General features: G+C 59.1%; 24 protein-coding genes and 2 pseudogenes. 14 read left to right on the top strand and 12 right to left on the bottom strand.

Features of this window, described 5'->3' with window-relative positions:
* Positions 1-211: 211 nt before the first annotated feature.
* Complete coding sequence (locus AB2N04_RS10240) at positions 212-469, bottom strand: hypothetical protein (RefSeq protein WP_367718664.1); 258 nt, start codon at positions 467-469, stop codon at positions 212-214.
* A 556-nt stretch (positions 470-1,025) separates the two neighbouring features.
* Positions 1,026-1,505, bottom strand: coding sequence for a hypothetical protein (locus AB2N04_RS10235; protein ID WP_367718663.1), 480 nt, complete (start codon positions 1,503-1,505; stop codon positions 1,026-1,028).
* Between the two features lie 295 nt (positions 1,506-1,800).
* Here AB2N04_RS10235 and AB2N04_RS10230 point away from each other — a divergent pair, with 295 nt between their 5' ends.
* Positions 1,801-2,499, top strand: coding sequence for a corrinoid protein (locus tag AB2N04_RS10230; RefSeq protein ID WP_367718662.1), 699 nt, complete (start codon positions 1,801-1,803; stop codon positions 2,497-2,499).
* A gap of 53 nt (positions 2,500-2,552) precedes the next feature.
* Here the strand turns inward: AB2N04_RS10230 and AB2N04_RS10225 are convergent, their stop codons facing one another.
* Complete coding sequence (locus AB2N04_RS10225; RefSeq protein WP_367718661.1) at positions 2,553-2,711, bottom strand: entericidin; 159 nt, start codon at positions 2,709-2,711, stop codon at positions 2,553-2,555.
* A gap of 49 nt (positions 2,712-2,760) precedes the next feature.
* On the opposite strand from AB2N04_RS10225, the gene AB2N04_RS10220 reads away from it, so the two are divergent.
* The 8 genes and pseudogenes from AB2N04_RS10220 (at position 2,761) to AB2N04_RS10185 (ending at position 10,094) form a co-directional block, all read left to right on the top strand.
* Positions 2,761-3,375, top strand: coding sequence for a DUF1638 domain-containing protein (locus AB2N04_RS10220; protein ID WP_367718660.1), 615 nt, complete (start codon positions 2,761-2,763; stop codon positions 3,373-3,375).
* Positions 3,376-3,457: 82 nt separating this feature from the next.
* A complete protein-coding gene (locus tag AB2N04_RS10215; RefSeq protein WP_367718659.1) occupies positions 3,458-4,099 on the top strand; it encodes a DUF4893 domain-containing protein in 642 nt (213 codons plus the stop codon).
* 142 nt (positions 4,100-4,241) lie between these two features.
* Positions 4,242-4,859 (top strand): exopolysaccharide biosynthesis protein, encoded by a 618-nt coding sequence (locus tag AB2N04_RS10210; protein ID WP_367718779.1) that lies wholly within the window; start codon positions 4,242-4,244, stop codon positions 4,857-4,859.
* A 113-nt stretch (positions 4,860-4,972) separates the two neighbouring features.
* The gene (locus AB2N04_RS10205; RefSeq protein WP_367718658.1) at positions 4,973-5,275 is read left to right on the top strand and encodes a virulence factor; all 303 of its coding nucleotides are present in this window, start codon (positions 4,973-4,975) and stop codon (positions 5,273-5,275) included.
* Positions 5,265-5,859, top strand: a pseudogene (locus AB2N04_RS10200) (methylenetetrahydrofolate reductase C-terminal domain-containing protein). Before AB2N04_RS10205 ends, AB2N04_RS10200 begins: the two are co-directional and overlap by 11 nt.
* The gene (locus AB2N04_RS10195; protein ID WP_367718657.1) at positions 5,856-6,962 is read left to right on the top strand and encodes a methylenetetrahydrofolate reductase; all 1,107 of its coding nucleotides are present in this window, start codon (positions 5,856-5,858) and stop codon (positions 6,960-6,962) included. Before AB2N04_RS10200 ends, AB2N04_RS10195 begins: the two are co-directional and overlap by 4 nt.
* A gap of 51 nt (positions 6,963-7,013) precedes the next feature.
* On the top strand, positions 7,014-7,967 hold the full coding sequence (locus tag AB2N04_RS10190) for a methyltetrahydrofolate cobalamin methyltransferase (protein WP_367718656.1): 954 nt from the start codon (positions 7,014-7,016) through the stop codon (positions 7,965-7,967).
* A 21-nt stretch (positions 7,968-7,988) separates the two neighbouring features.
* Positions 7,989-10,094 (top strand): ASKHA domain-containing protein, encoded by a 2,106-nt coding sequence (locus AB2N04_RS10185; RefSeq protein ID WP_367718655.1) that lies wholly within the window; start codon positions 7,989-7,991, stop codon positions 10,092-10,094.
* Here AB2N04_RS10185 and ligD read toward each other — a convergent pair.
* Positions 10,091-10,984, bottom strand: coding sequence for a non-homologous end-joining DNA ligase (gene ligD / locus AB2N04_RS10180; RefSeq protein ID WP_367718654.1), 894 nt, complete (start codon positions 10,982-10,984; stop codon positions 10,091-10,093). The genes AB2N04_RS10185 and ligD overlap by 4 nt on opposite strands.
* A gap of 64 nt (positions 10,985-11,048) precedes the next feature.
* Positions 11,049-11,948: a LysR substrate-binding domain-containing protein gene (locus tag AB2N04_RS10175; RefSeq protein WP_367718653.1), complete on the bottom strand. Its 900-nt coding sequence runs from the start codon at positions 11,946-11,948 to the stop codon at positions 11,049-11,051.
* Between the two features lie 131 nt (positions 11,949-12,079).
* Between AB2N04_RS10175 and AB2N04_RS10170 the strand changes: the two genes are divergently transcribed.
* The 4 genes from AB2N04_RS10170 to AB2N04_RS10155 all read left to right on the top strand — a co-directional run bounded on the left by AB2N04_RS10170 (position 12,080) and on the right by AB2N04_RS10155 (position 14,601).
* Complete coding sequence (locus tag AB2N04_RS10170) at positions 12,080-12,262, top strand: hypothetical protein (RefSeq protein WP_367718652.1); 183 nt, start codon at positions 12,080-12,082, stop codon at positions 12,260-12,262.
* A gap of 29 nt (positions 12,263-12,291) precedes the next feature.
* The gene (locus AB2N04_RS10165; protein ID WP_367718651.1) at positions 12,292-12,417 is read left to right on the top strand and encodes a hypothetical protein; all 126 of its coding nucleotides are present in this window, start codon (positions 12,292-12,294) and stop codon (positions 12,415-12,417) included.
* Positions 12,418-13,038: 621 nt separating this feature from the next.
* Positions 13,039-14,037, top strand: coding sequence for a GlxA family transcriptional regulator (locus AB2N04_RS10160; RefSeq protein ID WP_367718650.1), 999 nt, complete (start codon positions 13,039-13,041; stop codon positions 14,035-14,037).
* A gap of 78 nt (positions 14,038-14,115) precedes the next feature.
* A complete protein-coding gene (locus AB2N04_RS10155; RefSeq protein ID WP_367718649.1) occupies positions 14,116-14,601 on the top strand; it encodes an SRPBCC family protein in 486 nt (161 codons plus the stop codon).
* Positions 14,602-14,606: 5 nt separating this feature from the next.
* On the opposite strand, the gene AB2N04_RS10150 is transcribed toward AB2N04_RS10155, so the two are convergent.
* The gene (locus AB2N04_RS10150) at positions 14,607-15,407 is read right to left on the bottom strand and encodes a DUF1194 domain-containing protein (protein WP_367718648.1); all 801 of its coding nucleotides are present in this window, start codon (positions 15,405-15,407) and stop codon (positions 14,607-14,609) included.
* A 142-nt stretch (positions 15,408-15,549) separates the two neighbouring features.
* On the bottom strand, positions 15,550-18,069 hold the full coding sequence (locus tag AB2N04_RS10145) for an FAD-dependent oxidoreductase (protein ID WP_367718647.1): 2,520 nt from the start codon (positions 18,067-18,069) through the stop codon (positions 15,550-15,552).
* A 274-nt stretch (positions 18,070-18,343) separates the two neighbouring features.
* Between AB2N04_RS10145 and AB2N04_RS10140 the strand changes: the two genes are divergently transcribed.
* Positions 18,344-20,065 (top strand): hypothetical protein, encoded by a 1,722-nt coding sequence (locus AB2N04_RS10140; protein ID WP_367718646.1) that lies wholly within the window; start codon positions 18,344-18,346, stop codon positions 20,063-20,065.
* Between the two features lie 158 nt (positions 20,066-20,223).
* Here the strand turns inward: AB2N04_RS10140 and AB2N04_RS10135 are convergent.
* The 5 genes and pseudogenes from AB2N04_RS10135 to AB2N04_RS10115 all read right to left on the bottom strand — a co-directional run bounded on the left by AB2N04_RS10135 (position 20,224) and on the right by AB2N04_RS10115 (position 26,048).
* Positions 20,224-21,652 (bottom strand): annotated as a pseudogene (locus AB2N04_RS10135) (aspartate aminotransferase family protein).
* Positions 21,653-21,708: 56 nt separating this feature from the next.
* Positions 21,709-22,716 carry an NAD-dependent epimerase/dehydratase family protein gene (locus AB2N04_RS10130; protein ID WP_367718645.1) on the bottom strand — a complete coding sequence of 336 codons (1,008 nt, stop codon included), beginning with the start codon at positions 22,714-22,716 and terminating at the stop codon, positions 21,709-21,711.
* Complete coding sequence (locus AB2N04_RS10125) at positions 22,713-23,150, bottom strand: EamA family transporter (protein ID WP_367718644.1); 438 nt, start codon at positions 23,148-23,150, stop codon at positions 22,713-22,715. Before AB2N04_RS10125 ends, AB2N04_RS10130 begins: the two co-directional genes overlap by 4 nt.
* 111 nt (positions 23,151-23,261) lie before the next feature.
* A complete protein-coding gene (locus AB2N04_RS10120) occupies positions 23,262-24,611 on the bottom strand; it encodes an FAD-binding protein (RefSeq protein WP_367718643.1) in 1,350 nt (449 codons plus the stop codon).
* Between the two features lie 3 nt (positions 24,612-24,614).
* A complete protein-coding gene (locus AB2N04_RS10115; RefSeq protein ID WP_367718642.1) occupies positions 24,615-26,048 on the bottom strand; it encodes a UbiA family prenyltransferase in 1,434 nt (477 codons plus the stop codon).
* Between the last annotated feature and the right edge of the window lie 51 nt (positions 26,049-26,099).

Here is a 26,099-nt window from a genome sequence, read left to right as displayed (position 1 = left end):
TCGTACAACTCTCGTTTACGCGAGCGCGAAAAGGTATGTCACCCACCGAAGAGAAAGAAGGAAATATTGCTATAGCAATAAATATGAAAGAATAAATATACTTCAAAACAAACCCCCGTTGAATCGAGGATTGTTTACTAGACTCCAACCAGCAAATCGTCAATATTTATTGAGATTTCAAATGTAACACTTATGGTATAGGCAGGCGCGATTAGCGCCTGCCTTCCATGGTCCACGTTGCCTCGTCGGTGAGAGCGTCTGAATCACCCAACTGCAGACGCGGATCGAGCCCTTGCTGCATGAGGCGCACTTCAAGCTCCAGCCTCTGTAGTTCAAGTTGATAGAGACGGTCACAGTCCAGACGCTTCGGACGCTGCCCGAGCGGCACGACAAGCCGCCCGTAGGCAGCCAGCGTATTTGCAGCATTCCCGATGACACCCGAATCCAGATAAGCTCCTGAACTCGACATGGAAACGCGGCAAGTCGTGCCATCAGCTGCTCGAACTTCATCAAAGCCGCTGGGGCCGCGACACACCGGGCAACGACAGACCGTTCTGACTCTGGTTGACACTGTAGAGGCGATCCTGACCGTTCGCGACAGAGCCGCCAACCAGAAGAATGCAAGCTCCCAGTATTAATTGATGCGGTAGGCTATGAAACGTCCACATATCAGCGCCTTTATACTCGCTTTACCCTTGGGGAACGGAACACTCTCGGTGCAGATCCGAACGCGCTTCGTTCTGCTTTCACCGAAATCGACAGAAACCAGAACGCTGCGTGAGCGTTCTGCACCAAGCTTCATGGTCGCGGGCGAGACCCTGGCCGCCACGGGTCTGAAATGTTCATCATACACTCGTACCGCCACCTCAATGGTGTGACGGTAAGGATTGCGCGGGCGAACGCGAACGACGAACCGATCAGAAAAGCTCCGTATTTCCCCCGACATCGGGGACATAGACTGCCCCGATGCCGGAGAGGCGATTACCACGGCAGCTAGCGCTGCGAGAAACATCGCCTTCATGGTCTCACCCTTTATCACAGAGCACGACCACTTCGGCTGTATAATCGCCATGAAGGTAGATGCCGCTGGTCTTCTTGGCGACCAGACCAACTTCCATCTGCGATATACCGATATCCATTTTGGTCGGCGTTGTACCCGCCTGGTCAGTGGTATTGGTCGCACCGGTCAAAGTGTAAAGGGTGCTGAACTCCACACTATCACCACCACCAGCAGGACTGGTATTGAAAGCTTTCGGTGGATTCGCTGTAATAGAGAAACCAGCAGTCGAGGCCCTTACGCTGGCAATACCACGATTTCCGGGTGTGATCTCTGAACTGAGGGTTGCGAGGTCAGGGGTGACGCCCATCTGACCGGACTTTTGAACGAGAATTTCGCATAGTGCTGCAACTTTCGCGGTGAACGGCACAGACCCGTTACCTGCAAATGAAGGACCAGGCAGAATTACGGCCGCGAAAACAGCGGATACAATAAGGGGGTTACGCATTTACAACTCCTGTTAGAACGCGTTACTCGCCCCTTGTGAAAAAACTACCATAAGGCGATAGATAAAAAAGTAAAATGTAACTCAAGGTTGTAGTTTCGATTTATCACAGTTAACCAAATGCTACTGATACCCCATTTGGGCGCGTCGCTTTAACTCTTACACAGGTCGCAAATCAGCCAAACAGCTGCATACTCCTGGCCTTATGCTGTGCAGTAGAGGTTATTGCATCAGCCGCTTGCGCGGCTCGTAGTTGTCACGCATCGAACTTCGCGCACAGATGAGCAGGAGCCAACGCATGTCCGACGATGAAATCATCCTCTCCGAACTGTCCGACGATGAACTCGTTCAACAGATGCATGACGACCTTTACGACGGACTGAAAGAAGAGATTGAGGAAGCAACGCACATACTGCTCGATCGGGGATGGAAACCCTACAGCGTCCTCACCGAGGCCCTGGTGGAAGGCATGAGGATCGTCGGCGAGGACTTTCGCGACGGAATCCTGTTCGTGCCCGAGGTGCTGCTGTCGGCGAATGCAATGAAAGCCGGGATGGCAATCCTGAGGCCGCTTCTGGCCGAGACCGGGGCACCGAAACAGGGCAAGATGGTGATCGGCACCGTAAAAGGTGACATTCACGACATCGGCAAGAACCTCGTTGGCATGATGATGGAAGGCGCCGGATTTGACGTGATCGACATCGGCATCAACAATCCCGTTGAAAACTATCTGGCCGCTATCGAGGAGCACCAGCCAGATATAGTGGGAATGTCGGCCCTTTTAACGACCACCATGCCCTACATGAAAGTCGTCATCGACACGATGAAAGAAAAGGGTATTCGCGACAACTACATAGTGCTCGTCGGCGGTGCGCCTCTCAACGAGGAATTCGGCCTGGCGGTTGGCGCGGACGCCTACTGCCGCGATGCGGCGATAACCGTGGAAACAGCCAAGGAACTGATCAGGCGCAAGCACAACGTAAATGCCAGCGCCTGAGCGGGCGCGGATCAACGGCAATGGCCACCGCGAGCCCGCCCCGGGGTCGAGCCCTAGTAAGTCGAGCGCGAGATATCGCGACCGGCACTTTGTGTGGCATCTACGGCATTCGCTGCATCCTTGCCGACACCGCGTATCGTGTTTGCACAACCGGCCAGGGATCCGGCGACAATGATCGACACTGCCAGTCGGCAGATTGCGGAACGTGACATGGTTCAACTCCCTCTCGGTTAGGCAGCCCGTCAAAGCGGGATGATTGCGATGAAAGAACGCGCGAAACACGAAAAAGTTCTCGTTATAGCCTGCGGAATGATAGCGCGGGAAATTCTGGCACTGCGGGAGATGAACGGATTGGATCATCTGGAGCTCACCTGTCTGCCGGCCGAGTTTCATTATCGCCCCGACCGCATCGCTCCCGCCCTGGATGGCGCGATCACAAAAGCGAGGTCGGAAGGCTATCGCAACATCTTCGTTGGGTATGCGAATTGCGGCACAGGCGGAGCGCTCGACCGGATCTGCCAGAAACACGCTGTGGCGCGCATCGACGGACCGCACTGCTTCGCCTTCTATCAGGGGCTCGCCGCATTTGAAAAAACGGCGGAAGACGACATGCTTTCATTCTACATGACCGATTTCCTGTGCCGACAATTCGACGCCTTCTTCATGAAGCCGCTCGGTCTCGATCGGCATCCCGAGCTGATCCAGGACTTCTTCGGCAATTATGAGAAACTCGTCTATCTCGCACAGACCGATGACCCTCGCCTCGAAACCGTGGCGCAGGAAGCAGCAAAACTTCTCGGCCTGGTCTACGAGAAAAGACAGACCGGTTATGGCGATCTGAGAAAGGCTCTCCTTGCGGCGGCACAGGACACCTGACAATTCGCCCCAGGCCATCAAAAGGTTACATTGACAGCGCATCGCTGACGTCTTCTTCAGAATCCCGGCTCAGGAGACTTTCATGCGCCCATTTTTCTCATCCGCATTCGCGCGGCTTCTGGCCTTCCTCCTGCTCGCTCTCCCGGCAGGCGCAGAGCCGATTGTCCAAGAGAAACTCGATATGGAGCGATCCGGGTTCGAGAAAGACACGGTGCTACGCGACATCACCTTTCGGGACGCCGCGCGTCTTGATGCCTATCAGCGCATGCGGGCCGAAGCTTTCAAACAGGCACGGGAAAAAGGATCCCCACCCGATGTCTCCCAACTCAATGCGATTGATCGAAGACAGAAACTTTCTTTTGAAGATTTCGACCTTGCAGGCAACTGGCAATGCCGCACCATCAAGATTGGCGGCCTTGCACCACTTGTTGTCTATGACTGGTTCCGGTGCAGGGTCAGCGACGACGGAGCGGGCTGGATGCTTGAAAAGCTCACCGGGTCGCAGAAAACCAGGGGGCGGTTTTTCACCGATGGTGCGTCCCGGCTCATTTATCTCGGAAGCTTTTTTGTAAACGGAGAAGAGCCACCAGCCTATGGAGCCGGGCGGGAAAGCGATCAGGTTGCCTATGTGTTTCGTGATCGGGAAGATGGCTGGCGCATGGAATTTCCCGCACCGGAACGGGAATCCCTGCTCGACATTCTGGAATTTCGGCGCGGCCGCTAGAAATTGTATCCGCGCAGAACGCTTGCGACATCCGTCACGAAAGCTTAACGGCATCCGGACAAAACTGTAGAGCACCGAGGTCGAGATTCGAACGACCGGCGAGATGGATGAAATGAAGGCGGAGGGAACGGACTTGGATACGGTGTTGAACGCACCGCCGGCTCACCTGCCGCCGCGCCGCCTGTCGCGCATTTTCCGCGACCTGGCCAGAAACGCGGAAGACAGGGTCACGATAGGCGAAATTCGCCAGGCGCTCGGTGACCGCAGCTTCGCGACCCTTCTGGTGTTTTTCGCCAGCCTGAACCTTCTGCCCTTCCCGCCCGGCAGCACACTCGTGCTCGGACCGCCCCTCGTGCTGGTCGCCTTGCAGATGGTCATGGGCAATCACACGGTATGGCTGCCCAGATTTCTGCTGAACAAGGCCATCGGCGCCGACAAGTTCCGTCACATGAGCCAAAAGCTCATTCCGCGCCTGATCTGGCTGGAACGACTGATCAAGCCCCGCTACTGGCCATTCGCGCGCGATCATGCCGACAGGATAATTGGTCTGGCAGCATTTGTTCTTTCCATTGCCGTCACCCTGCCCATACCACTTGGAAACTGGTTTCCCGCGTTTTCTTGCGTGCTGATTGGCCTGGCGCTTTCCGAGCGCGACGGTCTGCTGCTCGGCATCGCGCTCACCTGTGGGGTTCTTTCGCTTCTGGTCATTGCCGGTGTCGTCGTTGGTGCCAGCATGATGGCCGGTGCAGTCATACACTGAGAGCGGCTCCACTCGTTCCTTCACGTCGCATTTGAATGGTCGCGCGTCGCCTCGCAGCAAGCGAGCGCGAGGCAATGCGGCAATTCTGAAAATCGAGGAAGGAGCAGGCGCTTATGGCACAGCTCATCGTTGTTTACTGGCGCGACATCCCCGCTCAGGTGATTGTCCGGGAAGGGCGTCAAAGTGCCAAACGAGAACTGCCCCTGCGCTTCACCGAAGCGATCGACATGTGTGCCATGCGCGTGGGCGCACGGGACACGGATGCCTATCTCGCCGATTGGCGACGCGGAAAGCCCGTGCCTGTCGGCAATGACCTTGAGGCCGAAGCCAGCCGGGCAGTGGAAGCGATCGAAAGCGAATATGACAAAGAACGCCTGATTGCGCTGGTGAAGGCGGGTGGCCAGGATGACAGCTAGCCCCGAACACAGCACCGGCATCACACAGGCGACACGGGTCAAGAACGCGCGCGAAGTATTCGCCTACCATCCCGCCAGTGTCTCCCCGCAGAGGCGCGTGCAGCGACGTTACACAATGCGACGCTGGTCCGTGCGCCATGCACGTCTGCTTGAATGGGCCTATGCGCGCTTTTCAAACATGTTTCTTGCGCTGCACCCGCTATGGAACGCCATTGGCTATGGTCGCGCCGAAAAGCCGGTGAAATTCGTCGAACGCCACGTGAAGGGACTGATGTTCGATTGCCGAATGTGCGGCCAGTGCATTCTGTCTTCAACCGGCATGTCCTGTCCCATGAACTGTCCCAAGCAATTGCGCAACGGTCCGTGCGGCGGCGTGCGCGCCGATGGAAACTGCGAAGTGGAACCCGACATGCCCTGTGTATGGGTGAAGGCCCTGGGAAGGCGCCCAGGCCATGCGAGGCGGGGACAACATCCTTCAGGTGCAAAAGCCAGTCGATCAGTCGCTGCGCGAAAGCTCGGCCTGGCTGCGGGTCACTGCCAAGGAAGCGCGCAGGCGTGAAGCTGGCGGGAGAACGAAGGCATGACGACACGCCCGCCGCAGATCGACGAAAATCCCAAGGGGGTCGAGCTACCGTTGGATCCCCTGCCCGGCCATTCCTCGCGTGGTCGGCTGGAACGTGTTCTGCGGCGCGGTGAATTTGCGGTGACGGCGGAACTTAACCCGCCCGACAGCGCCAACGCCCAGGATGTCTATGAGCGTGCGGCCGTTTTCGACGGCTGGGTCGACGGCATCAATGCCGTCGATGCATCCGGCGCGAACTGCCACATGTCCTCCATGGGCATTTGCGCGCTGCTGACGCGCATGGGGTACGCGACAATCATGCAGATTGCCTGCCGTGACCGAAACCGCATCGCCATTCAGGGCGATGTTCTGGGAGCGGCTGCGATGGGCGTGGGCAACATCATGTGCCTGACAGGCGACGGCGTGCAGGCCGGTGATCAGCCGGGAGCAAAGCCTGTCTTTGATCTCGACTGCATGTCCCTTCTGGAAACCGTGCGCACCATGCGTGACGAGGAAAGATTTCTTTCCGGGCGAAAACTTGCCACCCCGCCAGCCGTTTTCCTTGGTGCCGCAATCAACCCCTTCGCCCCGCCATACGACTTCCGTCCGCTGCGGCTTGCCAAAAAAATCTCGGCCGGAGCACAATTCGTGCAGAGCCAGTATTGCTTCGATGTACCGATGCTGAAGCAATATATGAGCCGGGTGCGTGACCTGGGGCTCGATAAGAAATGCTTCATTCTGGTCGGCGTCGGTCCACTGGCTTCAGCAAAAACTGCCCGCTGGATCCGCTCCAACGTGCCCGGAATCCACATTCCCGATCCGGTGATCGAACGGCTGGAGGGCGCGCGAAACCAGAAAGAGGAAGGCAAGCGCCTGTGCATCGACATCATCAATGAGGTGAAGGAGATCGCAGGCATTTCGGGGGTTCACGTGATGGCCTACCGACAGGAAGAGTTCGTGGCCGAGATCGTGCACGATTCCGGCGTTTTGAAGGGTCGCAGGCCATGGAAGCGTGAACCCGGCCTCGACGATGCGCTGATCGCCGAACGGCTCGAACACATTTTGCACGACGCGAGCACCGAGACGCCGGTGGACATGGTGAAGGACGCCAGCGAAGCCAGTTGAAAACACCATCAGCGTCACAAACGCCGTTTCATGTTTCCAGGAGGACAGTGAATGACCCGAACCATCGTCGCCTCTGCCACAAGGGAAGTCATTATCGGCTTTGACCAGCCATTCTGCGTCATCGGCGAGCGCATCAATCCGACCGGACGCAGGAAGCTGGCCGCAGAGATGGTCGCGGGCAATTTCGAGACGGTGACGCATGACGCGCTCGCACAGGTGGCGGCCGGCGCCACCATGCTGGACGTGAATGCCGGTGTGACGGCGGTCGATCCCAACGCGACCGAACCCGGGCTTCTGGTCCAGACGCTGGAGATCGTGCAGGATCTGGTCGACGTACCGCTCTCCATCGATTCCTCCGTATCCGCCGCCATCGAAGCCGGGCTCAGGGCTGCAAAGGGTCGCCCACTGGTGAACTCCGTCACCGGTGAAGAAGAAAAGCTGGAAGCGATCCTGCCGCTTGTCAAAAAATACGATGTGCCGGTCGTGGCCATCTCCAACGACGAAACCGGCATTTCAGAAGACCCGGACGTGCGGTTCGAAGTCGCAAGGAAGATCGTTCAGCGCGCTGCCGATTTCGGCATTCCCCCACACGATATCGTGGTCGACCCGCTGGTGATGCCGATCGGCGCGATGGGGACGGCTGGCCAGCAGGTATTCCGCCTTCTCCGGCGGTTGCGCGAAGAGTTGAAGGTAAACACCACCTGCGGTCTTTCCAACATTTCCTTTGGTCTGCCGCATCGGCACGGCATCAATGCCGGCTTCATTCCCATGGTGATCGGCGCCGGCATGACGAGCGCCATCATGAACCCCTGCCGTCCGCAGGAAATGGAAATGGTGCGCGCTGCCAATGTTCTGAACGGCACCGACCCCAACTGCTCCAACTGGATCATGACCTATCGTGATCATCAGCCGGCAGCGGCGGGAACAACCGCACCGGCAGCGGCTACAGCCGGCAGCGGCGCACGGAGACGCGGCGGGCGTGAGGCACGTCGGGCGCGGGAGTGAAAGCGAATTGGTTGCACAGACATGCAGGATCGCAGCGAACATGAAGAAGGCCTACGACATGCGGCCACTGCCATGAGCGGAGACCCGCTCGTCCTATTCATGCCTTCAGGCAAACGCGGCCGTTTTCCAAAAGGCACGACAGTGCTCGATGCGGCCCGGCAACTCGGCGTCTATGTGGAAAGCGTGTGCGGCGGGCGTGCCACTTGCGGCCGCTGCCAGATCGAAGTGCAGGAAGGCCATTTCGCAAAGCACAAGATCTCCTCCCTGAAGGACCACATCTCACCCGTCGGCGCGCGCGAAAAACGCTATGCCCAGAAACGCACGATGCTTCCTGGCCGCCGCCTGTCCTGTTCCACGACGATCGAAGGCGATCTCGTCATCGACGTGCCGCAGGATGCCGTGATCAACGCACAGGTGGTGCGCAAGGATGCCGACACCCGTCTCATCGAACGACAACCGGCGATGAACCTTTGCTATGTCGAGGTCGAAGAGCCCGACATGCACAGGCCGCTCGGCGATCTCGACCGCCTCAAGGCCGCACTCCAGAAGGACTGGGGCTTTGACCGCATCGAGGTGGATGCGCACCTTCTGCCCCAGGTTCAGGGCATCCTGCGCGCGGGGCAATGGACCGCCACCGCCGCCATTCATCAGGATGAGGAAGATGACATTCCAAGGCTCGTGGCCCTGTGGCCCCGCCTGAAGAACGAGGCTTGCGGACTGGCCTGCGACATCGGCTCCACGACCATTGCCATGCACCTCGTGTCGCTTTTGTCGGGCCGCGTGATGGCTTCTGCGGGCGCATCCAATCCGCAGATCCGCTTCGGCGAAGACCTGATGAGCCGGGTATCCTACGTGATGATGAACCCAGACGGGCGCGAAGCCATGACACGGGCCGTGCGGCTGGAAATCTCGAAACTGGTACAGAAGGTGGCCGATATTGGCGGCGTCGAACGACATGACATCCTGGACGCGGTGTTCGTCGCCAACCCCATCATGCACCATCTGTTTCTGGGCATAGACCCGACGGAGCTTGGCGGAGCTCCCTTCGCGCTGGCCGTTTCGGGAGCGGTGAAGCTTGGGGCCGGCGACCTTGAGCTCGACATCAACCCCGGTGCGCGCACCTATCTCCTCCCCTGCATTGCCGGGCATGTGGGGGCAGATGCAGCCGCGGTGGCTCTGGCTGAAGGCCCTCACCGTCAGGATGAGATGATGTTGATTGTCGATGTGGGCACGAATGCGGAAATCCTGCTTGGCAACCGCGCCCGCCTTGTCGCCGCCTCCTCGCCGACTGGCCCGGCCTTCGAGGGTGCGGAAATCTCATCGGGACAACGCGCCGCTCCTGGCGCCATCGAACGCGTACGCATCGATCGGGAAACATTCGAACCGCGCTATCGTGTGATCGGTTGCGAAAAATGGTCGGATGAGCCGGGCTTTGCCGAGGCCATGGGTGACAACGGCGTGACCGGCATCTGCGGCTCCGGCATTATCGAGGTGATCGCGGAGATGTATCTGAGCGGCATCATCTCCGAGGACGGGGTGGTCAATGGAGCGCTGGCGCAAAGCCACCCGCGCATTGTCGCCGAGGGTCGCACCTTCTCCTATGTGCTGAAGGAGAGCCATCCGCGGCTCACCGTCACACAGGCCGATGTCCGGGCGATCCAGCTCGCCAAGGCTGCCCTTTATGCCGGGACCAGACTCCTGATGGAGAAACAGGGCGTCACCACTGTTGACACGATCCGTTTTGCTGGCGCGTTCGGCTCCTTCATCGACCCCAAATATGCCATGGTTCTGGGGCTCATTCCCGATTGCGATCTGGAAAACGTGTCAGCCGTGGGAAACGCGGCCGGCACTGGCGCGCGGATGGCCCTGCTGAACCGTGGATATCGCCGCGAGATCGAGGACACGGTGCGCCGGATCGAGAAAATCGAGACCGCACTGGAAGCCAAATTTCAGGAGCATTTCATTCATGCGATGGCGCTGCCCAACAAGGTGGATCCGTTCACCCGGCTATCACAAAGGGTAAAACTTCCCGCTCGCAGCTCACACGCCGCTTCCACGGATGACAACCCGCACCGCACCCGCCGGCGCAGGCGTGAAGACCGACCTGCAGGACGCGGCCGGGTTTAGTCTCCGCCTTCGGTCACCGCGTTCAGCATGGATGCCGTGACGGACTGGCGCCACGTTCGGCTCTGCTCCCACGGATCGGTTTTCTTCACCCTCTCCCGGATGTCCTTCAGGCCGAAGACATTGGCAGCTGGAACAGTTTCGAGTTCGGACCACGAAACCGGTGTCGCCACGGGAGCACCGGGTTTGGCCCGCGTCGAATAAGGCGCAATTGCCGTAGCGGAGCGGTCATTGCGCAGCCAGTCGATGAAGACCCGCCCTTCCCGCTTCTCTTTCGACGCCTCGGCCAGAAAGCGTGCGGGGTCCTCACGGGAAAGGCGCGTTGCGAAACCCCTCGCAAAATCCTTCACATCCCGCCAGTCGCGCCGGCGTACGAGCGGCGCAATGACGTGAATGCCCTTGCCTCCGGTCAACAGTGGCACTGTCTCAAGGCCCAGATCACTCAGCCGCTCGCGTACCACAAACGCGGCAGACCGAACGGCCGTGAAATCCAGCGACTCATCCGGGTCGAGATCGAAAACCAGCCGGTCGGGTGCATCGAGCCGGTCGATGCGCGAGCCCCATATGTGAAATTCGAGCGTGCTCAACTGAACGGCGGCAATGACACCCGGCAGGTCATCGATATGGAGATACTCGTCCTCTTCGCCGCTTTTCTCCCGCACAGCCAGGCGCGCAACGGCGTCAGACATGCCCTTTCCGCCATGGCGCTGGAAAAAACACGGTTCTTCGACACCGTCGGGACAGCGAACCAGGCTGACGAGGCGTTTTTTGAGACCGGGAAGCATCCGGAAAGCCACGCATTCGTAGTGGAAAGCGAGGTCTTCCTTGCTGACTTTCACCCCGGGGAACAGCCGCTTGTCGGGGCTGGACAATGCAATCCCGGCAATCTTCACGTGGTTGTCCTGCACAGTCATAGCCAAAGGCCCATGTTTGTTCCCGCGGGAAAGCAGCAACTCGTTATTTCTGGTCGTCCCCGCCAAGAGTTTCAAACGTCGAACGGATATGATCGGCGGCCGCTCTCACTGGTGCCGATGCATCGGGGGTAACCATCATGCCGATGTGATAGTTCCCAAGCTTGGGAAGTCCGTCCTCAGGCCCCAACTCAACGAGATCGTCGCGCAGAAATGATTTTGGAAGAGGCGCGACCGCCAGATCGGAGAGGATGGCGGCACGCTGCCCAGCCGTGTGGGCACTCATGAAGGCAATTCGGTAATCGCGCCCTGCCCGCTCCATTGCCTGAAGCGCGCCGGCACGCCAGGCGCAGCCTTCTTCCCAGAGAGACAGAGGAAGAGGATCGCGAAGATGGGCGCAGCCCCCCTTCGCCCCCGCCCACACCATGGGCTCGGTAAACACCACCTGCACGTCGTCTCCGGCCGCCCCTTCGGAGCAGGTGAGAAGAGTGAGATCCAGTTTGCGGTTCACCATGCGCCTGCGCAGGTTCACACTCTGGTCAATCACCACATCGACAGCGATGGAAGGATGGCTTTGGGAGAAACGTTTGAGGACACTGGGAAGAATTCTTTCGCCGTAATCATCCGGCGATCCTAATCGCACAATGCCACTTATGTCCGGCATGACAAATTTCGAGATGGCTTCACGGTTCAAGGCCAGAAGTCTGCGTGCATAGCTTAATAATAACTCTCCGTCCGATGTCAGCGAAACGGACCGGGCATCCCGGTCAAACACCGAACGTCCCAAAACCTCTTCCAGCTTCTTGATCTGCATCGACACCGCCGAGGGGGTGCGAAAAACTGCATTGGCTGCAGCGGTGAAGCTTCCGGTTTCCGCGATCGCCACAAAGGTTCGCAGAACATCCGGTTCCAGTAAGGGGGCAGGATGGTTAACCGGGGCATTCATCGCGCTCTCCATTCAATATCTTTGAACCAAATGATTACTCGATTGCGTTTGATTGAATAACAACATTCCGGCATAGTCAACCTTGTCAAACAATGACAACTGGCAGAAAGCGCCAGACAAGGAGAAGGACCATGTCTGTTTTCACACGAATGAACCACTATGTTCGACACTACCGCACAGCCTTGAACCGCAGGCGCACCGAACGTCTGATCGGCACGCTTCCACCGGAGATCAGAAAAGACATCGGCTGGCCCACGCACTACACCGGTGTTCAGTCCGACGGACAGGACAACCGCAGCGTATCGCGGTTCTGAAACTCAACCCAGGGACAGGAGTGCGTTCAATGAAATCGCTGACCAGAGCTCTCAAGGCGATGCGCAATTTTGCGATTGAATTCGACGCAATGACGCATCATGCAAAATACGGCACCAGGCCGAAGAACAAGAAGGCAGGGCCCCTCAACGGATGACCGTGCTACCATGAGAAAAATCGCCACGCATTTAAACGCAGCCGCAAAAACCGCTGCCTGACCCCGGTTCATTGTCGCCGGGGTCTTTTTTTGCCCGTTCAGTTGGTCAGATGTCGCTTTTTCTAACGAGCGCTTCGCATTTTCCATCTCATGAAGCCGTATCCGCGACTATCTTGCGGGTATCGAACGAGCGACCCCACTCCATCACGCGTGGAAAGGCGCTCGGTGAGAGCCGACTGTCTTTCGATCAACTGTTCATGGAGCTGCAGAATGAAGCTTTTTGCTCGCTTTCTACGCCGCCGGAAAAGCGCCAATCCGAATACCGTGTTCGCACGGCAACGCCTCCGCAAGACGATGCCTGGAGAGACAGGCGCTCTGGCGGGCGCGCGTCTTGGTTTTCTGATTAACTGAAGCTTTGCCCCCTTCCCGATCCGACGTGGCTTTGCGCTCGAACACAAGCGCCTGGCCATCGGTCGGTCATGGCTGGCGGCCGCATGCATTTGCGCAGGTGGAAATCCACTTTCACACGCTCGTGGCACATTGACAGAAACAGCAATTCCTGATGACGCTTTGACAGTCGCATGACCGGGAGGCAGGTGTCATGCGTGATCGGGAGGCGTCATGTCGGATGAGAATGTCTGCAAGCGGTCGATCGTTTTCTTCCTCATTCCCGACTTCACCATGATGGCGTTTTCGGCGGCGCTGGAACCGTTGAGAACAGCCAACCGCATGGCTGGCTATGAGGCCTACACCTGGCGTTTGGCGAGTTACGAAGGCAGCCCCGTTCGCGCTTCGAATGGCGTCGAAGTTGCCGTCAGTTCCTCACTCGCGACGGAACGGCAGAAAATGGCCGGGCACGAGCGCCCCTCCATGGTGATCGTCTGCGGTGGACTGAACATCGAGGATTACAGCAACAAGACCGTGTCTGCCTGGCTGCGGGAGGAATACAACCGTGGGGTTGCTATCGGCGGGCTGTGCACGGCCGCCTATGTTCTGGCAGGAGCCGGCCTGCTCACGGATCGGCGCTGTGCGATTCATTGGGAAAATCTGCCGGGTTTCGCCGAGAAATACCCGCGCGCCAATGTGTTCGCCGATCTCTTCGAGACCGAAGACAATATCTATACCTGCGCCGGCGGCACCGCAGCGATGGACATGATGCTCAAGCTTATCGGAGAGGATTTCGACGACACCCTCATCAACCGCGTCTGCGAGCAATTATTGACAGACCGGGTTCGCAGCCCATCCGACCGTCAGCGCCTGCCGCTCAGGGCGCGACTCGGGGTGCAGAATTCCAAGGTTCTGTCCATCATCGAGCTCATGGAGGCGAATCTGGCCGAGCCTCTGTCACTGGTCCAGATCGCCGAGACCGTCGGCCTCTCCCGGCGCCAGATCGAGCGGCTCTTCCGGCAGGAGATGGGGCGCTCCCCCGCCCGCTACTACCTGGAAATCCGGCTCGACCGGGCCCGTCACCTGCTCATCCAGTCGTCTCTGCCTGTCGTCGAGGTCGCCGTCGCCTGCGGCTTCGTCTCGGCGTCGCATTTCTCCAAATGCTACCGCGAGCTCTATGCCCGCTCGCCCCAGCAGGAGCGCGCCGACCGCAAGCAGCTTCTCGTCGCATGACGATAAATCGCTCTCCATGTCGGATAGAGGGCGCACCATTCGTCCTCGCAGCACGAACAACCACTGGAAAGCACCACAATGACCACGACCATCGACGTCACACCGTCTACCGAAAACGAACTGGTTCTGGCGCGCATCATCGCCGCGCCCCGCGAAAAGATCTTCCGCGCCTGGACAGAGCCAGAGCTCCTCAAGCAATGGTTCGTGCCGAGACCCTGGACGATCTCGAAGGTGGAAATGGACGCGCGCCCGGGTGGCTCCAGTCTGGTGGTCATGAAAGACCCCGATGGCAATGAGTATCCCAACCCGGGCGTGTTTCTTGAGGTGATCGAGAACGAGAAGATCGTCACAACCGATGCCTTCACCGAGGCATGGAAACCCGCTCAAAAACCATTCATGACCATGATCCTCACCCTCGAAGACGCTGGCGAAGGCAAGACACGCTATATCGCCAGGGCAAGACACTGGAACGCGGAGGATCGCCAAGCGCATGAAAAAATGGGCTTCCACGAGGGCTGGGGCCAATGTGCCGAGCAGCTCGAAGAGCTCGCAGCCCGGCTGTGAACCCCTCAGGGATCGCGCCACATCCAGGAGCGATCCCGCCACATCTTTTCACCGACAAGACAGTCGTAGGCACTATGAAACTGGGCAAGCACCACCTTCGGTTCGTGCTTTTTCGCATCTGCCAGCTCCAGCACCAGTTTGCGCCGAATGGCTTGCGGAAACTGTGACCACTCATTGACCGGGACAACAAAAGCGCCCGGCCCTCCGATCACACAGTTCCGATAATAGGTGTCGAGATCCTTGACGTCGAAACTGGTGGTCAGCCCGCCATTGGTCATCAGGGGCAGTCCGTTGATGGTGATGCCCATATCCACCAGCCGGTCCCGTGCCGGCACCACCGGGTCACCCTGATTGTTGGGACCATCACCGGAAACATCCACCACACGACGCAGCCCCCGGAACCCGCTTTCAGCCAGCAGATCACCGGCAAAATCGAGCGCACCCGAGATGGAAGTCCGACGCGCACTGCCAGGAGGGGTGGCCGACAATTGCTCGGCCACACGCTGGGCGTCATCGGCAGAAGCGATCCGGGTCCAGGGAATGATCACGCGCTGCGAAAAATGGCCTGCCCATTCAAAATAGGTCACGGCAATTTTTCCATGCAATCCGCTCAGAATCGCGTTCACGACCTCATCGTGAACAAGGGCTTCTGCATATCCGCGGCGCTGTATCTCCAGTTCGCCCGCCGACATGGACAGCGAGACATCGACAGCCAGAACGAGCTGGACATCAACGATTTCCTGGGCTTTCGCTGGCGGTGGGTGAGCTAGAAAAGCGCTCAAAATTCCGGCGAAAGCTGCACTCAAGCAGCTTCTACGAATTCGCCGAGCCTTTGATGACCTGCGCATGGCTCAGTCTAGCGCATGATCCGCCGCATACAAATCCCGCATTTTGGCGTATTCGCCCTGTCTTGCCCATCTGAAGAGGCGCGAAACACGCCGGAAGTCATCAGCCATCGGCGCGCAGCGCGGTGTTCTCCGGATCGAACGGACTTTCTCCGATAACCCGTGCCGGATGAAGCTCGCCCAAAATCCTGATCTCAAGCTCCGTCCCTTCGGCAGCGAATTCGGGGCGGACCATGGCCAGAGCCAGGCTTTTGCCAACACGCCAGCCATAGCCGCCATGGGTGGCTCGCCCCACAAGCTTGCCCGCCCGGTAGATTGCCTCATTGCCCCGCGCATCGGCGTCAATGATACTGCCAACCTCGAGCGTGACGTAGGTCCAGTTTAACCCCGTTTCGCGCTGCCTGAGTAGCGCCTCCCGGCCGATGAAATCCCCTTTCTCGGGATGGACGAACCGGTCGAGCCCGCTTTCCCAGGCCGTATATTCAATGGAGAGTTCGCGCGGGATGAGGCGATAGCTCTTTTCGATTGCCATTGCCGTCATGGCGCGAATGCCGAAGGGCTTGATGCCGAATTCCGCACCCGCCTCCATGATGAGGTCGAAGATCAGGTTCTGCTGCTCGATCGGATGGTGCAGTTCCCAGCCAAGCTCACCGACGAAGTTCACACGCAGCGCATGCGCATTGGCGCGTCCGATGGAGACCTCCTTCCCCGAAAGCCAGGGGAACGCCGCGTTGGCGAGGTCCGCGCGGGTGAGCCTGCGCAACACGTCGCGGCTTCTTGGACCAGCCAGAACGAACACACCATATTGTTGCGTGATCGGCCGCAGGATGACCGACCCGTCAGTGGGAAGAAGCTTTAAAAGAACGTCGTGATCATGCGCCTCGTAGGCGCCGGCCGAGACCAGATAAAACCGCCTTGGCTTCCATTCATAAACCGTGAACTCCGAGCGAACCCCGCCATTCTTCGTCAAGAGATGGCACAGCGCGACACGCCCCTGTTTCTTCGGTATGCGATTGGCAAAAATGCTGTCGAGCCAAACCCTTGCCCCCGGTCCCGAAACCTCGATCTTGGCAAAGGCCGACATGTCGAGAAGACCCACATTCTCGTGAACATTCTTCACCTCGTTGCCGACATGCTCAAAATAGTTGGAGCGGCGGAACGACCATTTCTCGACCACGCGGCCATCGTCCAGCGCCGGCGCATGATTGTGCTTCAAAAGCACATCCGCCCCGCCCCCCGGTTCACCTTCCGGAACCTGATAGCCTTCCGGCGCAAACCAGTTGGGCCGCTCCCAGCCATAGACAGATCCGAACACGGCACCCAGCCGTTTCATGCGCTCATAGCTCGGCGTGGTCTTCAGGGGCCGCCCAGCGGACCGTTCCTCATCGGGATAGTGCACGGTGAAGACGTTGGCATAGGCCTCCTCGTTCTTCTCGCGCAGATAACCCTCGGTCGCATAGGGGCCGAAACGGCGCGGGTCGACGCCCATCATGTCGATTGACGGTTCGCCCTCGACGATCCATTCGGCAAGCTGCCAGCCGGCACCGCCAGCCGCCGTAACCCCGAAAGAATGCCCCTCATTGAGCCAGAAATTTTTCAGTCCCGGCGCCGGGCCGATGATCGGCGAACCGTCGGGCGTATAGGCGATTGCGCCATTGTAGATCTTCTTGATCCCCACTTCTCCGAACGCCGGAACACGCTCGATCGCCGTCTCCACATAGGGCATGAGACGTTCCAGATCCTCCTGAAACAGCTCGTATTCGCTGTCGTCGGTCGGGCCGTCCACATAGCAGCAGGGTGCGCCCAGCTCGTAAGGGCCAAGCAGAAGGCCGCCATTTTCCTCGCGCATGTACCAGGAGGAATCGCTTTCGCGCAGCACCCCCATCTCCGGCAAGCCTTCCTTCCTTCGTGCGACGATTGCCGGGTGCGGTTCGGTGACGATGTACTGGTGCTCTACCGGGATCACGGGCACGTCGAGCCCAACCATGGTGCCCGTCCTGCGGGCGAAATTGCCGGTGCATGAGATAACGTGCTCGCAGGCAATCTCGCCCTTGTCGGTGGTCACCGTCCAGGACCCATCCTCACCCTGCGAAATCGCCGTCACGGCGGTGTTGCGATAGATGGTGGCGCCGAGGTCGCGCGCTCCCTTGGCCAGCGCCTGTGTCAGGTCGGCCGGCTGGATATAGCCGTCGTCGGGATGCTGGATCGCGCCGAGCAGCCCATCGGTCTCGCAAAGCGGCCAGATCTCCTTCACCTGCTCGGGCGTCAGGATTTTGACCGGAATACCGATGGTTTCGGCGATACCGGCATAATACATGTACTCGTCCCAGCGATCTTTCGTGCGCGCAAGACGAATGTTGGAGCACTGGGTGAAGCCGACATTCATACCGGTTTCCTCCTGCAGCTCCTGATAGAATTTCACCGAGTATTTGTGAATCTGCCCGACCGAATAGCTCATGTTGAACAGCGGCAGAAGGCCGGCGGCATGCCAGGTGGAACCGGATGTCAGCTCCTTGCGCTCGAGCAGCACCACATCCGCCCAGCCTTTTTTGGCCAGGTGATAGAGCGTCGACACGCCCACAACACCGCCGCCGATGACAACCGCCCGCGCATTCGCCTTCATGCTCTCACTCCCCTGCATCGCTCTCCGGCCGGGCCAGGCAGGCAGGCTGGACAACAGCTGTGACCGAAACCGATCCTAGTCTGCAGGGGATACGGCTGCTTTGCCTGAATGCGACATCGCAGAAGCGGCGCGCGTCATTCGGGTCAGAACCTGTTGAACGCGCCTGCCCCTCGGAAAAACGCCCGCTTTGCCCGTCCGATTAACTTCTTTTCACCGCCTCTCCGGTAAAACCGGCAGCAACTTCAGGATGTTTGTTTGCGGGGCATACATGACAATGGTGGTCGAACACGTAGGTTCATCGAAGCGGCGTGGCTGGCTGACAGGCCCGGTTTCAATTCTCGCCATCACCGCGCTCGTCATGATGCTGTTTCTCGCCCTGCCCCTGAACGTGCCGATCGGTCCCATGTACTGGGATCTTTTCATCTATTTCGACGCCGCCAACAGGCTCTTTTCCGGTCAGGTTCCGGCGACGGATTTCTTCGCGCCGGTGGGGCCGCTCGGTTATTATATGTTTGCCGGCGGCGTAAAGCTCTTCGCAAACGCGCAACCGCTGCTTCTTGTCCACTGGTCGCTCTTTGCCGTCACTGCCCCGCTGATGGCGCTGGCACTCTGGCAGGTGGATCAAAGATCACGCAGGACGGCGCTTGCACTGCTCCTGCCATTTCTCGTCTTCGCGATCCTGCCTTTCAACACCCGGGAGTTCTATTCCTTCCCCGGCTCAGACGGGTTCGGCATCTACAACAGGCAGGTCTGCCAGCTTCTCTACGTTCTCACCGTGGCTCTCGTCTATCTGCGAGACCAGCGTCTCCTGCTCATCTCCATCGTAGCCGGCATGACCGGGCTTTTCCTCACAAAGATTACCGGTTTCGTTTCCGGCGGTCTGCTTTGCGCCTTTGCCTTTGCAGCAGGCCGCGTCACCCTGCGAACCGCTGTCACGTCAGCCGTTCTGTTCCTCGGCATCCTTGGTATCCTGGAAGCCGCAAGCGGTTTCACGCTCAACTATTTCGTCGATATTCTGGCACTGGTGGTGATGAATGAGGGAAGCCTTCTGCCACGTTTCCTTCAGGCCGCGTCCCACACATTCGGCATTGTCGCTCCGGCAGGCCTTCTGGCGTTCGCCCTGCTCTTCCACGATCGCGCGCGCCTTTTTGAGAAACTCCGCTCGCGGAGCCTCTCGGGCATCGCAAGCATCATTGACCATGAGGCCCTCTGGATCATGGCGGTGCTCATTGCCGGCATTTTCTTCGAAACTCAGAACACCGGAAGCCAGGCACTCATCTTCATTTGGCCTGCGATGCTTCCCGCCCTCACCCGGCTCTGGAAAACCGAAACGGCACGCAGCCCGGCCTTTCTGGTCGCAGTCGCCTTGGCCGCGGCCGCAGCACTACCCCCACTGGTCAACACGGTGGAGCGCGCCGCCCGCACCTATATCGGCGCGATCAAGAATGTGGAGCTTCCCAACCGCAATCTGAAAACGCTGGGACGCGTCAACATGCGCCCCGAGGTCCTTCGACGTTCCGAAAAGATGTTCGATTTCTATATCCGGCACCGCGAAACCTATGCCGACTTCATCCGCATTCAGGAACTGCCTGCCTATATGTACTATTCGGAGTTCGACTTTCAGGCCGTTCACCTCATGGCCATGGACGGAGCCATCGACGCCATCCGCGAACTGGAGTCCGAACAGGGCATCACGTTCGAAACCGTCCTCAACCTGAATTTCGTCAATCCCTTTCCATGGCTTCTCGACCGTCAGGCGCCACTTCATGTGGCCATAGGTGCAGATCCGACACGCGCCGTCCCTCCGCCGGACGCCGATGCTCTGGAAGCCGTGCGACAGACGGATCTCATCCTTCACCCCACCTGCCCGCTCACCACGGCCAATGCGGATCTTCTGAAGATCTACGCCCCTGCCATGCAGGACCACGAGCGTATCGTGCTGAGCGAGTGCTTCGACGCCTATCTGAGCCCGCGCATGGCAGACCTGATCGAATAGGCATCGGCGTCGGGCAAAGCCCTTCATCCGCCCGCGTCATTGCAGGCCAAAAAAGAAGGCCGGGACAAGCCCGGCCAGTTGTCGCGCGAGAGGCGCTATTCCTAAACTTTTCAGAGCCTTGAAAGGCATCCCTGACTCATCCTGTCAGATGCAGGGGCTTACTTCACCTGGCTTTTGACGAAATCCTTCACGATGGAAACGACACCGCGGCCAAGCAGCGCGTCGAGCGAATCCACCAGCTGGTCCACGTGCTCCTTCTGCATGATGAGCGGCGGCAGAAGCCGGATGACATTGCGGTTGTACTCGGTAAAGGCCACCAGCACATCGTAGTCTCGCAGAAGGAGAGCACCCACGAAGCCCGAGAGCGAGCCTTTCAGCTTCTCGTCCAGCACGCCCACCACCGGGCGCAGAACCGCCGGCAGCGTCTGCGAGAAATCGTGGAATTCGAGCCCGACCATGCAGCCACGACCGCGAATGTCCTTGATGATGCGCGGATACTTGTCCTTCAGCGCGTTGAGCCGCTCGACCAGATAGGCCCCGGTGCTTTCGGCATTCTCCATCAGCGCCTCGTCATAGAGCACATTGGTGCCCTCGATGGCCGTGGCACAGGCCTCACCGATGCCGCCAAACGTGGCCATGGCATGGATCATCGCCGTCTTCGGCGTGCCGTAGGCCTTCATGTAAATCTCACGCTTGGCAATCATCGCCGCCATGGCCGCCTTGCCGGCCCCCCAGCGACTTCGCGAGCGCGGTAATGTCCGGCACCACGTCATAATGTTCAAACGCGTAGAACCGGCCCGTGCGCCCATAGCCGCACTGAACCTCGTCGGCCACCCAGATCACACCATACTGGTCGCAGAGCTGGCGCAGTTTCTGCCAGAATTCACGTGGCGCCTCGTTGATGCCGCCGCCGCCCTGCACCGTTTCAAGAACGATTGCGCCAATTTCCGGATCGGTGCGGAAAGCCGTTTCGATGGCGTCGATATCGCCGAAAGGCACACGCACCGTGTTGTCCGTCAGGCGGAACTCGGCACGGTAGAGATTGCCATCTGTGATGGTGAGCACGCCCTTGGTCTTGCCATGGAAGGAATTTTCCGCATAGACGACCTTCGGACGTTTGGGTCCGGCCGCGCGCTCGGCAAGCTTGATGGCCGATTCCATCGCCTCGGAGCCCGATGAGCCAAGAAACACCATGTCGAGCTCGCCCGGCGAGCAGGCGGCCAGATTGGCCGCCAGTGCCGTCGCGTATTGCGACATGAAGGCGATGGCGATCTCGTGGCGCTTCTCATCCTGGAATTTCTTGCGCGCCTCGAGAATGCGCGGATGATTGTGGCCAAAGGCGAGCGAACCGAAACCGCCGAAGAAATCGAGGATCTTTCGACCGTTCTGGTCGATGTAATACATTCCCTCCGCGCTCTCGATCTTGATCTTGTGGAAGCCAAGCAGCTTCATGAAATGAAGCTGACCGGGGTTCAGATGCGCCTTGAACAGGTCGGTCATCTTCTCCACGCTCAATCCCTTGGCATCTTCCACGGTGAGAAGATCGGGCTTCACGATTGCCTTGGGTGCAAGGTCAGGTGCGTCCATCACGGGCCTTGCCCCTTCTGTTTCAGTCTTTGTCACGACGGTCATGGCGACCTCCCCTATTCGGCCGGAACCTGGCTGGCGCCAACGGCCTGCCCGGATTTCTTGGCACGATATTCGTCATAGGCGGCGATCAGCATGTCGCCGTCATTGTATTGCGGCACCCAGCCGAGGTCGCGCTCGCCCTTGGAAACGTCGAGCACGCACATCTCGTCGGCGATCAGATACTGCTCCGGATCCATGAGTGGCATGTTCATCCAGTCCAGAAGATCCAGAGTGCGCTTCACGGCCCAGCCCGGCGTGGGCAAAAGCAGCGATTTCGAGCCTGCATGCTTCACCAGATCGCCAAGCAGCTTGCGCACCGGCGGCGGGTTGATCGAGCCGAGATTGTAGGCTTCGTTCGGCACACCCGCCTTCCACGCAAGACGCGCGGCTTCCGCGCAGTCGAACACGGAGATGAACTGATAGGGGTTCTTGCCTGCACCGATCATCGGCACCGGCAGGTTCATGTCGACCAGCTTGAAGAGCTTTTCCAGAATGCCCAGACGTCCCGGCCCGATGATGAGGCGCGGGCGGAACAGCGAAATGTTCATGCCGCGCTTGCGCCATTCGGCTGCCAGCACTTCGGTGTCGAGCTTGGACTGGCCATATTCGCCGAGCGGCGAAACCGGGTGATCCTCCGTCATCGGATAGGTGACGGTGTGGCCGTAGATCATGTCGGTGGTAAAGTGGACGAGATTTTTCGCGCCCGCCTTGTCCATCGCCTCGATGATGTTGACGGTGCCGTGATAGTTCACCGGATAGAAAAAATCATGCCGCTTGGCGCGCACCTGGATCGGCGACAGCATCTTGGCCGACAGGTTGTAGACCATGTCGTCGGCTTTCATCCCCAATGCCTCGATCGAGGCCGGGTCGGTCACATCGCAATGGACAAACGCCACCTGACCATAATGCGGCAGCTCGCTCTTCACGATGTCGGCGACGATCACCTCTTCGCCATCGGCCACGAGCTTGGGTGCCAGATGACGGCCGACAAAGCCGTCACCGCCAAAAATGATATGTCTCATTGAATCATCGACCTTTCGGACTGAGGTTTGTCTTTGCCGAGCGCTGCCTGTTCTTCGGGCATCTCGCGGCCGCTCTGCGCGATCAGCGCTGTGCCAACGCAGATCAGCGCAATGCCGGCGATGCGATAGGTGTTCAGGTCTTCCTTGAAGAGCAGATAGGCGAACACCGCGACCGCCACATAGGCAAGGCTCAAAAACGGATAGGCGAAGGACAGATCGACCTTCGAAAGCACGTAGAGGTGCGAGGCCATGGAAATGACGAAAACGCACAGCCCTGCAAACACCCATGGACTAAAGACGATCTGAAGGATCTTCAGGATCGGATTGGCTCCGGCAAAGCTCAATTCGCCAAGCGTCATCATGCCGTGTTTCAGCATGAGCTGCGCCGCAGCGTTGGTCATCACCGTAAAGAGTATGAAGGGTATGTATTTCATCGTTTCCCGCCCTTGTCCGTCCTAGCGCCAGCATGCAAACAAAAGGTGAAGCGCCTGAGACAAATTGCATCCATTGCGTGAAGTACCGGCTTGTCGCCGGATCGTGATCGTTCATTCGGCGGCATCGCGCCCTCCTGCGGCCGTGGCCGGAAGCTGCTGCGCGGTGCGCCGCCAGAAGTCTGAGAGGAAAGCCGGGTCACGCTTGGCTTCGAGATCGCGCCAGCATGGAAAGGACGCTTCGAAAAGGGCCGCCCCCATACGGGCATCCTTGTAAGGATTAACCGCACCGCCGGCCTCCACCGTCATCCGGTCGAGGCGCTCGAACAGTCCATGCGTGGCCGCACCTGAATTGGAAAAATCGAGCGTCAGCGTATAGCCGGGCCTCGGAAACGAAAGAATGCCGGGTGAGGCAACATCGCCGAAGCGCTTCAGCACCGTGAGGAACGACGCCTGTCCTGCCTCGCGTGCTGCCGCAAGCATGGCCGGGATCGTCTCGCGCGCTGCCTCGAACGGCACCACGCACTGGTGCTGCAGCAGCCCACGGGGACCGTAAAGCCTGTTCCAGTGACCGACCGCATCGAGCGGGAAGAAATAGCTTTCAAACGAGGACCGGCGAACACCCTGCGTCCGCGCCTTGCTCCACGCGAACGCACGATTGAACAGCGTCAGGGACCAGCGATTGAGGAGATTGACCGGTGGCCTGAACGGAACCGTGAGGCGGCGCCTGGTCGGAGCAACATATACGGGTCCGTCTTCGGCATGGTTCGCCGTCAGCAGGAACCCCCTGCCCGCGCCTGCGCCCGAAGCAAGCTGATCAAGCCAGGCCACGGCGTATTCGTTTTCGGCATCGGCATCCTCAGCCAGATCGAAATATTCGTCGAGCCCGGAAAAGCCACGCACCTGCTCGTTCACATCAACGGAGGCGACCTTCATCAACCGGACCGTCGCCTCAAGAATCATGCCTGTCAGGCCCATGCCGCCAATGGTCGCGCGAAACAGTTCCGCATTCTCCTCTTCACTGCAGCGGCGCGTCTCGCCATCGGAGCGCAGCAGCGTGAAGGAAACCACATGGCAGCCAAAAGTACCCCTCCGGTGATGGTTTTTGCCATGCACGTCATTGGCGATCGCTCCGCCCAGCGTGACGAACCGTGTTCCAGGCACCACTGCGGGAAACCAGCCCTTCGGCCCGACATGAGCAATCAGATCCGACAACATGAGGCCGGCCTCGGCCGTCAACAGTCCGCTCTCGGGATCGAATGCCAGCACACGGTTCATGGAGCGCATGTCGATCAGAACGCCTTCATCGTTCAGGCATGTGTCGCCATAGGAACGCCCATTGCCAAAAGGCAGCATTGACGACGGCAGCCCCGTCCCTGCGCGAAGACGCTCGACAGCGTCCTGCGCACCGACAACCTGCGCACGGGTTTTGCGGACCAGCCCGAATGCCGAATAGTCAGCCATGCATCAAAGCCCCGCCGAAAAGAGGAGCACCGCACCGAGGAGTCCGAAAAGCTGGCTGCGCCAGTCGCTGATGATGAAGACGATCGGATCGTCGTGCATTTCATCACGCCGGGCGAGGATCCACATGCGGATCGTGATGTAGAGCACGATCGGACACAACGGCCAGATCAGCCATGGCTTTTCGTAAAGTTCACGCACCGCGCTGCTCTCGATATACAGGGCCAGAACCATCGCGGAAGAGAAGGCCGAGGCCATCCCGGCCTGAGCGACCACGTCCTGGTCTTCAGTGCGATAGCCGCGCCCCGCGATCCGTTCGCCCGCTGGCAGTTCGGTGGAACGAAGCTCCACAAAGCGTTTGACCAGGGCGAGGGACAGGAAGAAGAACACCGAAAACGCCAGTAGCCAGAACGACACCCCGATGGTCGTCGCAGCGCTACCTGCGAGAATGCGCAGCGTATAGAGCCCCGCCAGCGTCAGAACGTCGATCAGAAGCATGCGCTTGAGCGAAAGGGAGTAGGCGGTGGTTGCAATCAGATAGGCGAAAAGAACGAGCCCGAAAAGCGGCGGCAGAAAGAGCGCTGTCACGGCGCTGATGGCCAACAGGCCGATCATCGCGAAAAGCCCGAACGGAATCGAAAGAACGCCGCTCGCAAACGGCCTGTTTTTCTTCGTCGGGTGCCGGCGATCCAGTCCTAGATCGAAGAAATCGTTCAATATGTAGATGGCCGAAGCTGCCGTGCTGAAGGCAATGAAGGCAAGTATTCCAAGCGTCAGCAGTTCTCCATTGAAATACTCGTGGCTGAGGATCATGGGCACGAAGATCAGGCTGTTTTTCAGCCATTGATGCACCCTCAGCATTTTCACATAGGTCTTGAAGGTGGGCTTCGTCGCTTCCAGAAGCTCTCCCCCGTTGGCTGCGTGCCAGCGCGCAGCCGCACGATCGGGTGCGACGACCATGGCACTGCGCGCCGCATCGAAGACCGCCACGTCGGCACGGCTGTTTCCCGCATAGTCAAAACCACCATCGCCATAGGCTGCCACGAGGGCATCCCGCTTCATGCCGGAGGCCATGTTTCGCCCCGGTTCGGTCGAAATCACCTCATCGAACACCCCAAGATGCGCAGCAATCGCATCAGCGAACTTCTTGGGCGAAGCCGTCGCAAGCACAATGCGCCGTCCTTCCGCCCTGTCCTTGCGAAGCTGTGCCAGAAGATCCTGACGATAAGGCAGTCCTGCGGCGTCAAGTTCGATGCGTGAGGCGATCTCGCATTTCAGTCGAGCCTTTCCACCCGCCAGCCAGAAGGGAAGAAGGAAGAGGCACAGCGGCTTTCTGCGCAGCAAAAGGAAGAGGCTCTCCCACAATAGATCGGTCGCGATCAGCGTGCCATCGAGATCGACAGCCAAAGGCACTGCATTGCGTTCTGATCGCGCGTCCATAAGAGCCCCCAAAAACAAGATCGTTCGTCAACCGGCCTTACGCCAAAGGAG

The organism is Nitratireductor sp. GISD-1A_MAKvit (genome assembly GCF_040819555.1).
Taxonomy (GTDB): Bacteria; Pseudomonadota; Alphaproteobacteria; order Rhizobiales; family Rhizobiaceae; genus Nitratireductor.
This window is presented reverse-complemented; position numbering and strand designations above follow the sequence as displayed.

What these genes read in the sequence shown, in the direction of transcription:
- AB2N04_RS10240 (WP_367718664.1), bottom strand. Translation starts at nt 469, where the DNA reads ATGTCGAGTTCAGGAGCTTATCTGGATTCGGGTGTCATCGGGAATGCT.
- AB2N04_RS10235 (WP_367718663.1), bottom strand. Translation starts at nt 1,505, where the DNA reads ATGCGTAACCCCCTTATTGTATCCGCTGTTTTCGCGGCCGTAATTCTG.
- AB2N04_RS10230 (WP_367718662.1), top strand. Translation starts at nt 1,801, where the DNA reads ATGTCCGACGATGAAATCATCCTCTCCGAACTGTCCGACGATGAACTC.
- AB2N04_RS10225 (WP_367718661.1), bottom strand. Translation starts at nt 2,711, where the DNA reads ATGTCACGTTCCGCAATCTGCCGACTGGCAGTGTCGATCATTGTCGCC.
- AB2N04_RS10220 (WP_367718660.1), top strand. Translation starts at nt 2,761, where the DNA reads ATGAAAGAACGCGCGAAACACGAAAAAGTTCTCGTTATAGCCTGCGGA.
- AB2N04_RS10215 (WP_367718659.1), top strand. Translation starts at nt 3,458, where the DNA reads ATGCGCCCATTTTTCTCATCCGCATTCGCGCGGCTTCTGGCCTTCCTC.
- AB2N04_RS10205 (WP_367718658.1), top strand. Translation starts at nt 4,973, where the DNA reads ATGGCACAGCTCATCGTTGTTTACTGGCGCGACATCCCCGCTCAGGTG.
- AB2N04_RS10195 (WP_367718657.1), top strand. Translation starts at nt 5,856, where the DNA reads ATGACGACACGCCCGCCGCAGATCGACGAAAATCCCAAGGGGGTCGAG.
- AB2N04_RS10190 (WP_367718656.1), top strand. Translation starts at nt 7,014, where the DNA reads ATGACCCGAACCATCGTCGCCTCTGCCACAAGGGAAGTCATTATCGGC.
- AB2N04_RS10185 (WP_367718655.1), top strand. Translation starts at nt 7,989, where the DNA reads ATGCAGGATCGCAGCGAACATGAAGAAGGCCTACGACATGCGGCCACT.
- AB2N04_RS10175 (WP_367718653.1), bottom strand. Translation starts at nt 11,948, where the DNA reads ATGAATGCCCCGGTTAACCATCCTGCCCCCTTACTGGAACCGGATGTT.
- AB2N04_RS10170 (WP_367718652.1), top strand. Translation starts at nt 12,080, where the DNA reads ATGTCTGTTTTCACACGAATGAACCACTATGTTCGACACTACCGCACA.
- AB2N04_RS10165 (WP_367718651.1), top strand. Translation starts at nt 12,292, where the DNA reads ATGAAATCGCTGACCAGAGCTCTCAAGGCGATGCGCAATTTTGCGATT.
- AB2N04_RS10160 (WP_367718650.1), top strand. Translation starts at nt 13,039, where the DNA reads ATGTCGGATGAGAATGTCTGCAAGCGGTCGATCGTTTTCTTCCTCATT.
- AB2N04_RS10155 (WP_367718649.1), top strand. Translation starts at nt 14,116, where the DNA reads ATGACCACGACCATCGACGTCACACCGTCTACCGAAAACGAACTGGTT.
- AB2N04_RS10145 (WP_367718647.1), bottom strand. Translation starts at nt 18,069, where the DNA reads ATGAAGGCGAATGCGCGGGCGGTTGTCATCGGCGGCGGTGTTGTGGGC.
- AB2N04_RS10140 (WP_367718646.1), top strand. Translation starts at nt 18,344, where the DNA reads ATGGTGGTCGAACACGTAGGTTCATCGAAGCGGCGTGGCTGGCTGACA.
- AB2N04_RS10130 (WP_367718645.1), bottom strand. Translation starts at nt 22,716, where the DNA reads ATGAGACATATCATTTTTGGCGGTGACGGCTTTGTCGGCCGTCATCTG.
- AB2N04_RS10125 (WP_367718644.1), bottom strand. Translation starts at nt 23,150, where the DNA reads ATGAAATACATACCCTTCATACTCTTTACGGTGATGACCAACGCTGCG.
- AB2N04_RS10120 (WP_367718643.1), bottom strand. Translation starts at nt 24,611, where the DNA reads ATGGCTGACTATTCGGCATTCGGGCTGGTCCGCAAAACCCGTGCGCAG.
- AB2N04_RS10115 (WP_367718642.1), bottom strand. Translation starts at nt 26,048, where the DNA reads ATGGACGCGCGATCAGAACGCAATGCAGTGCCTTTGGCTGTCGATCTC.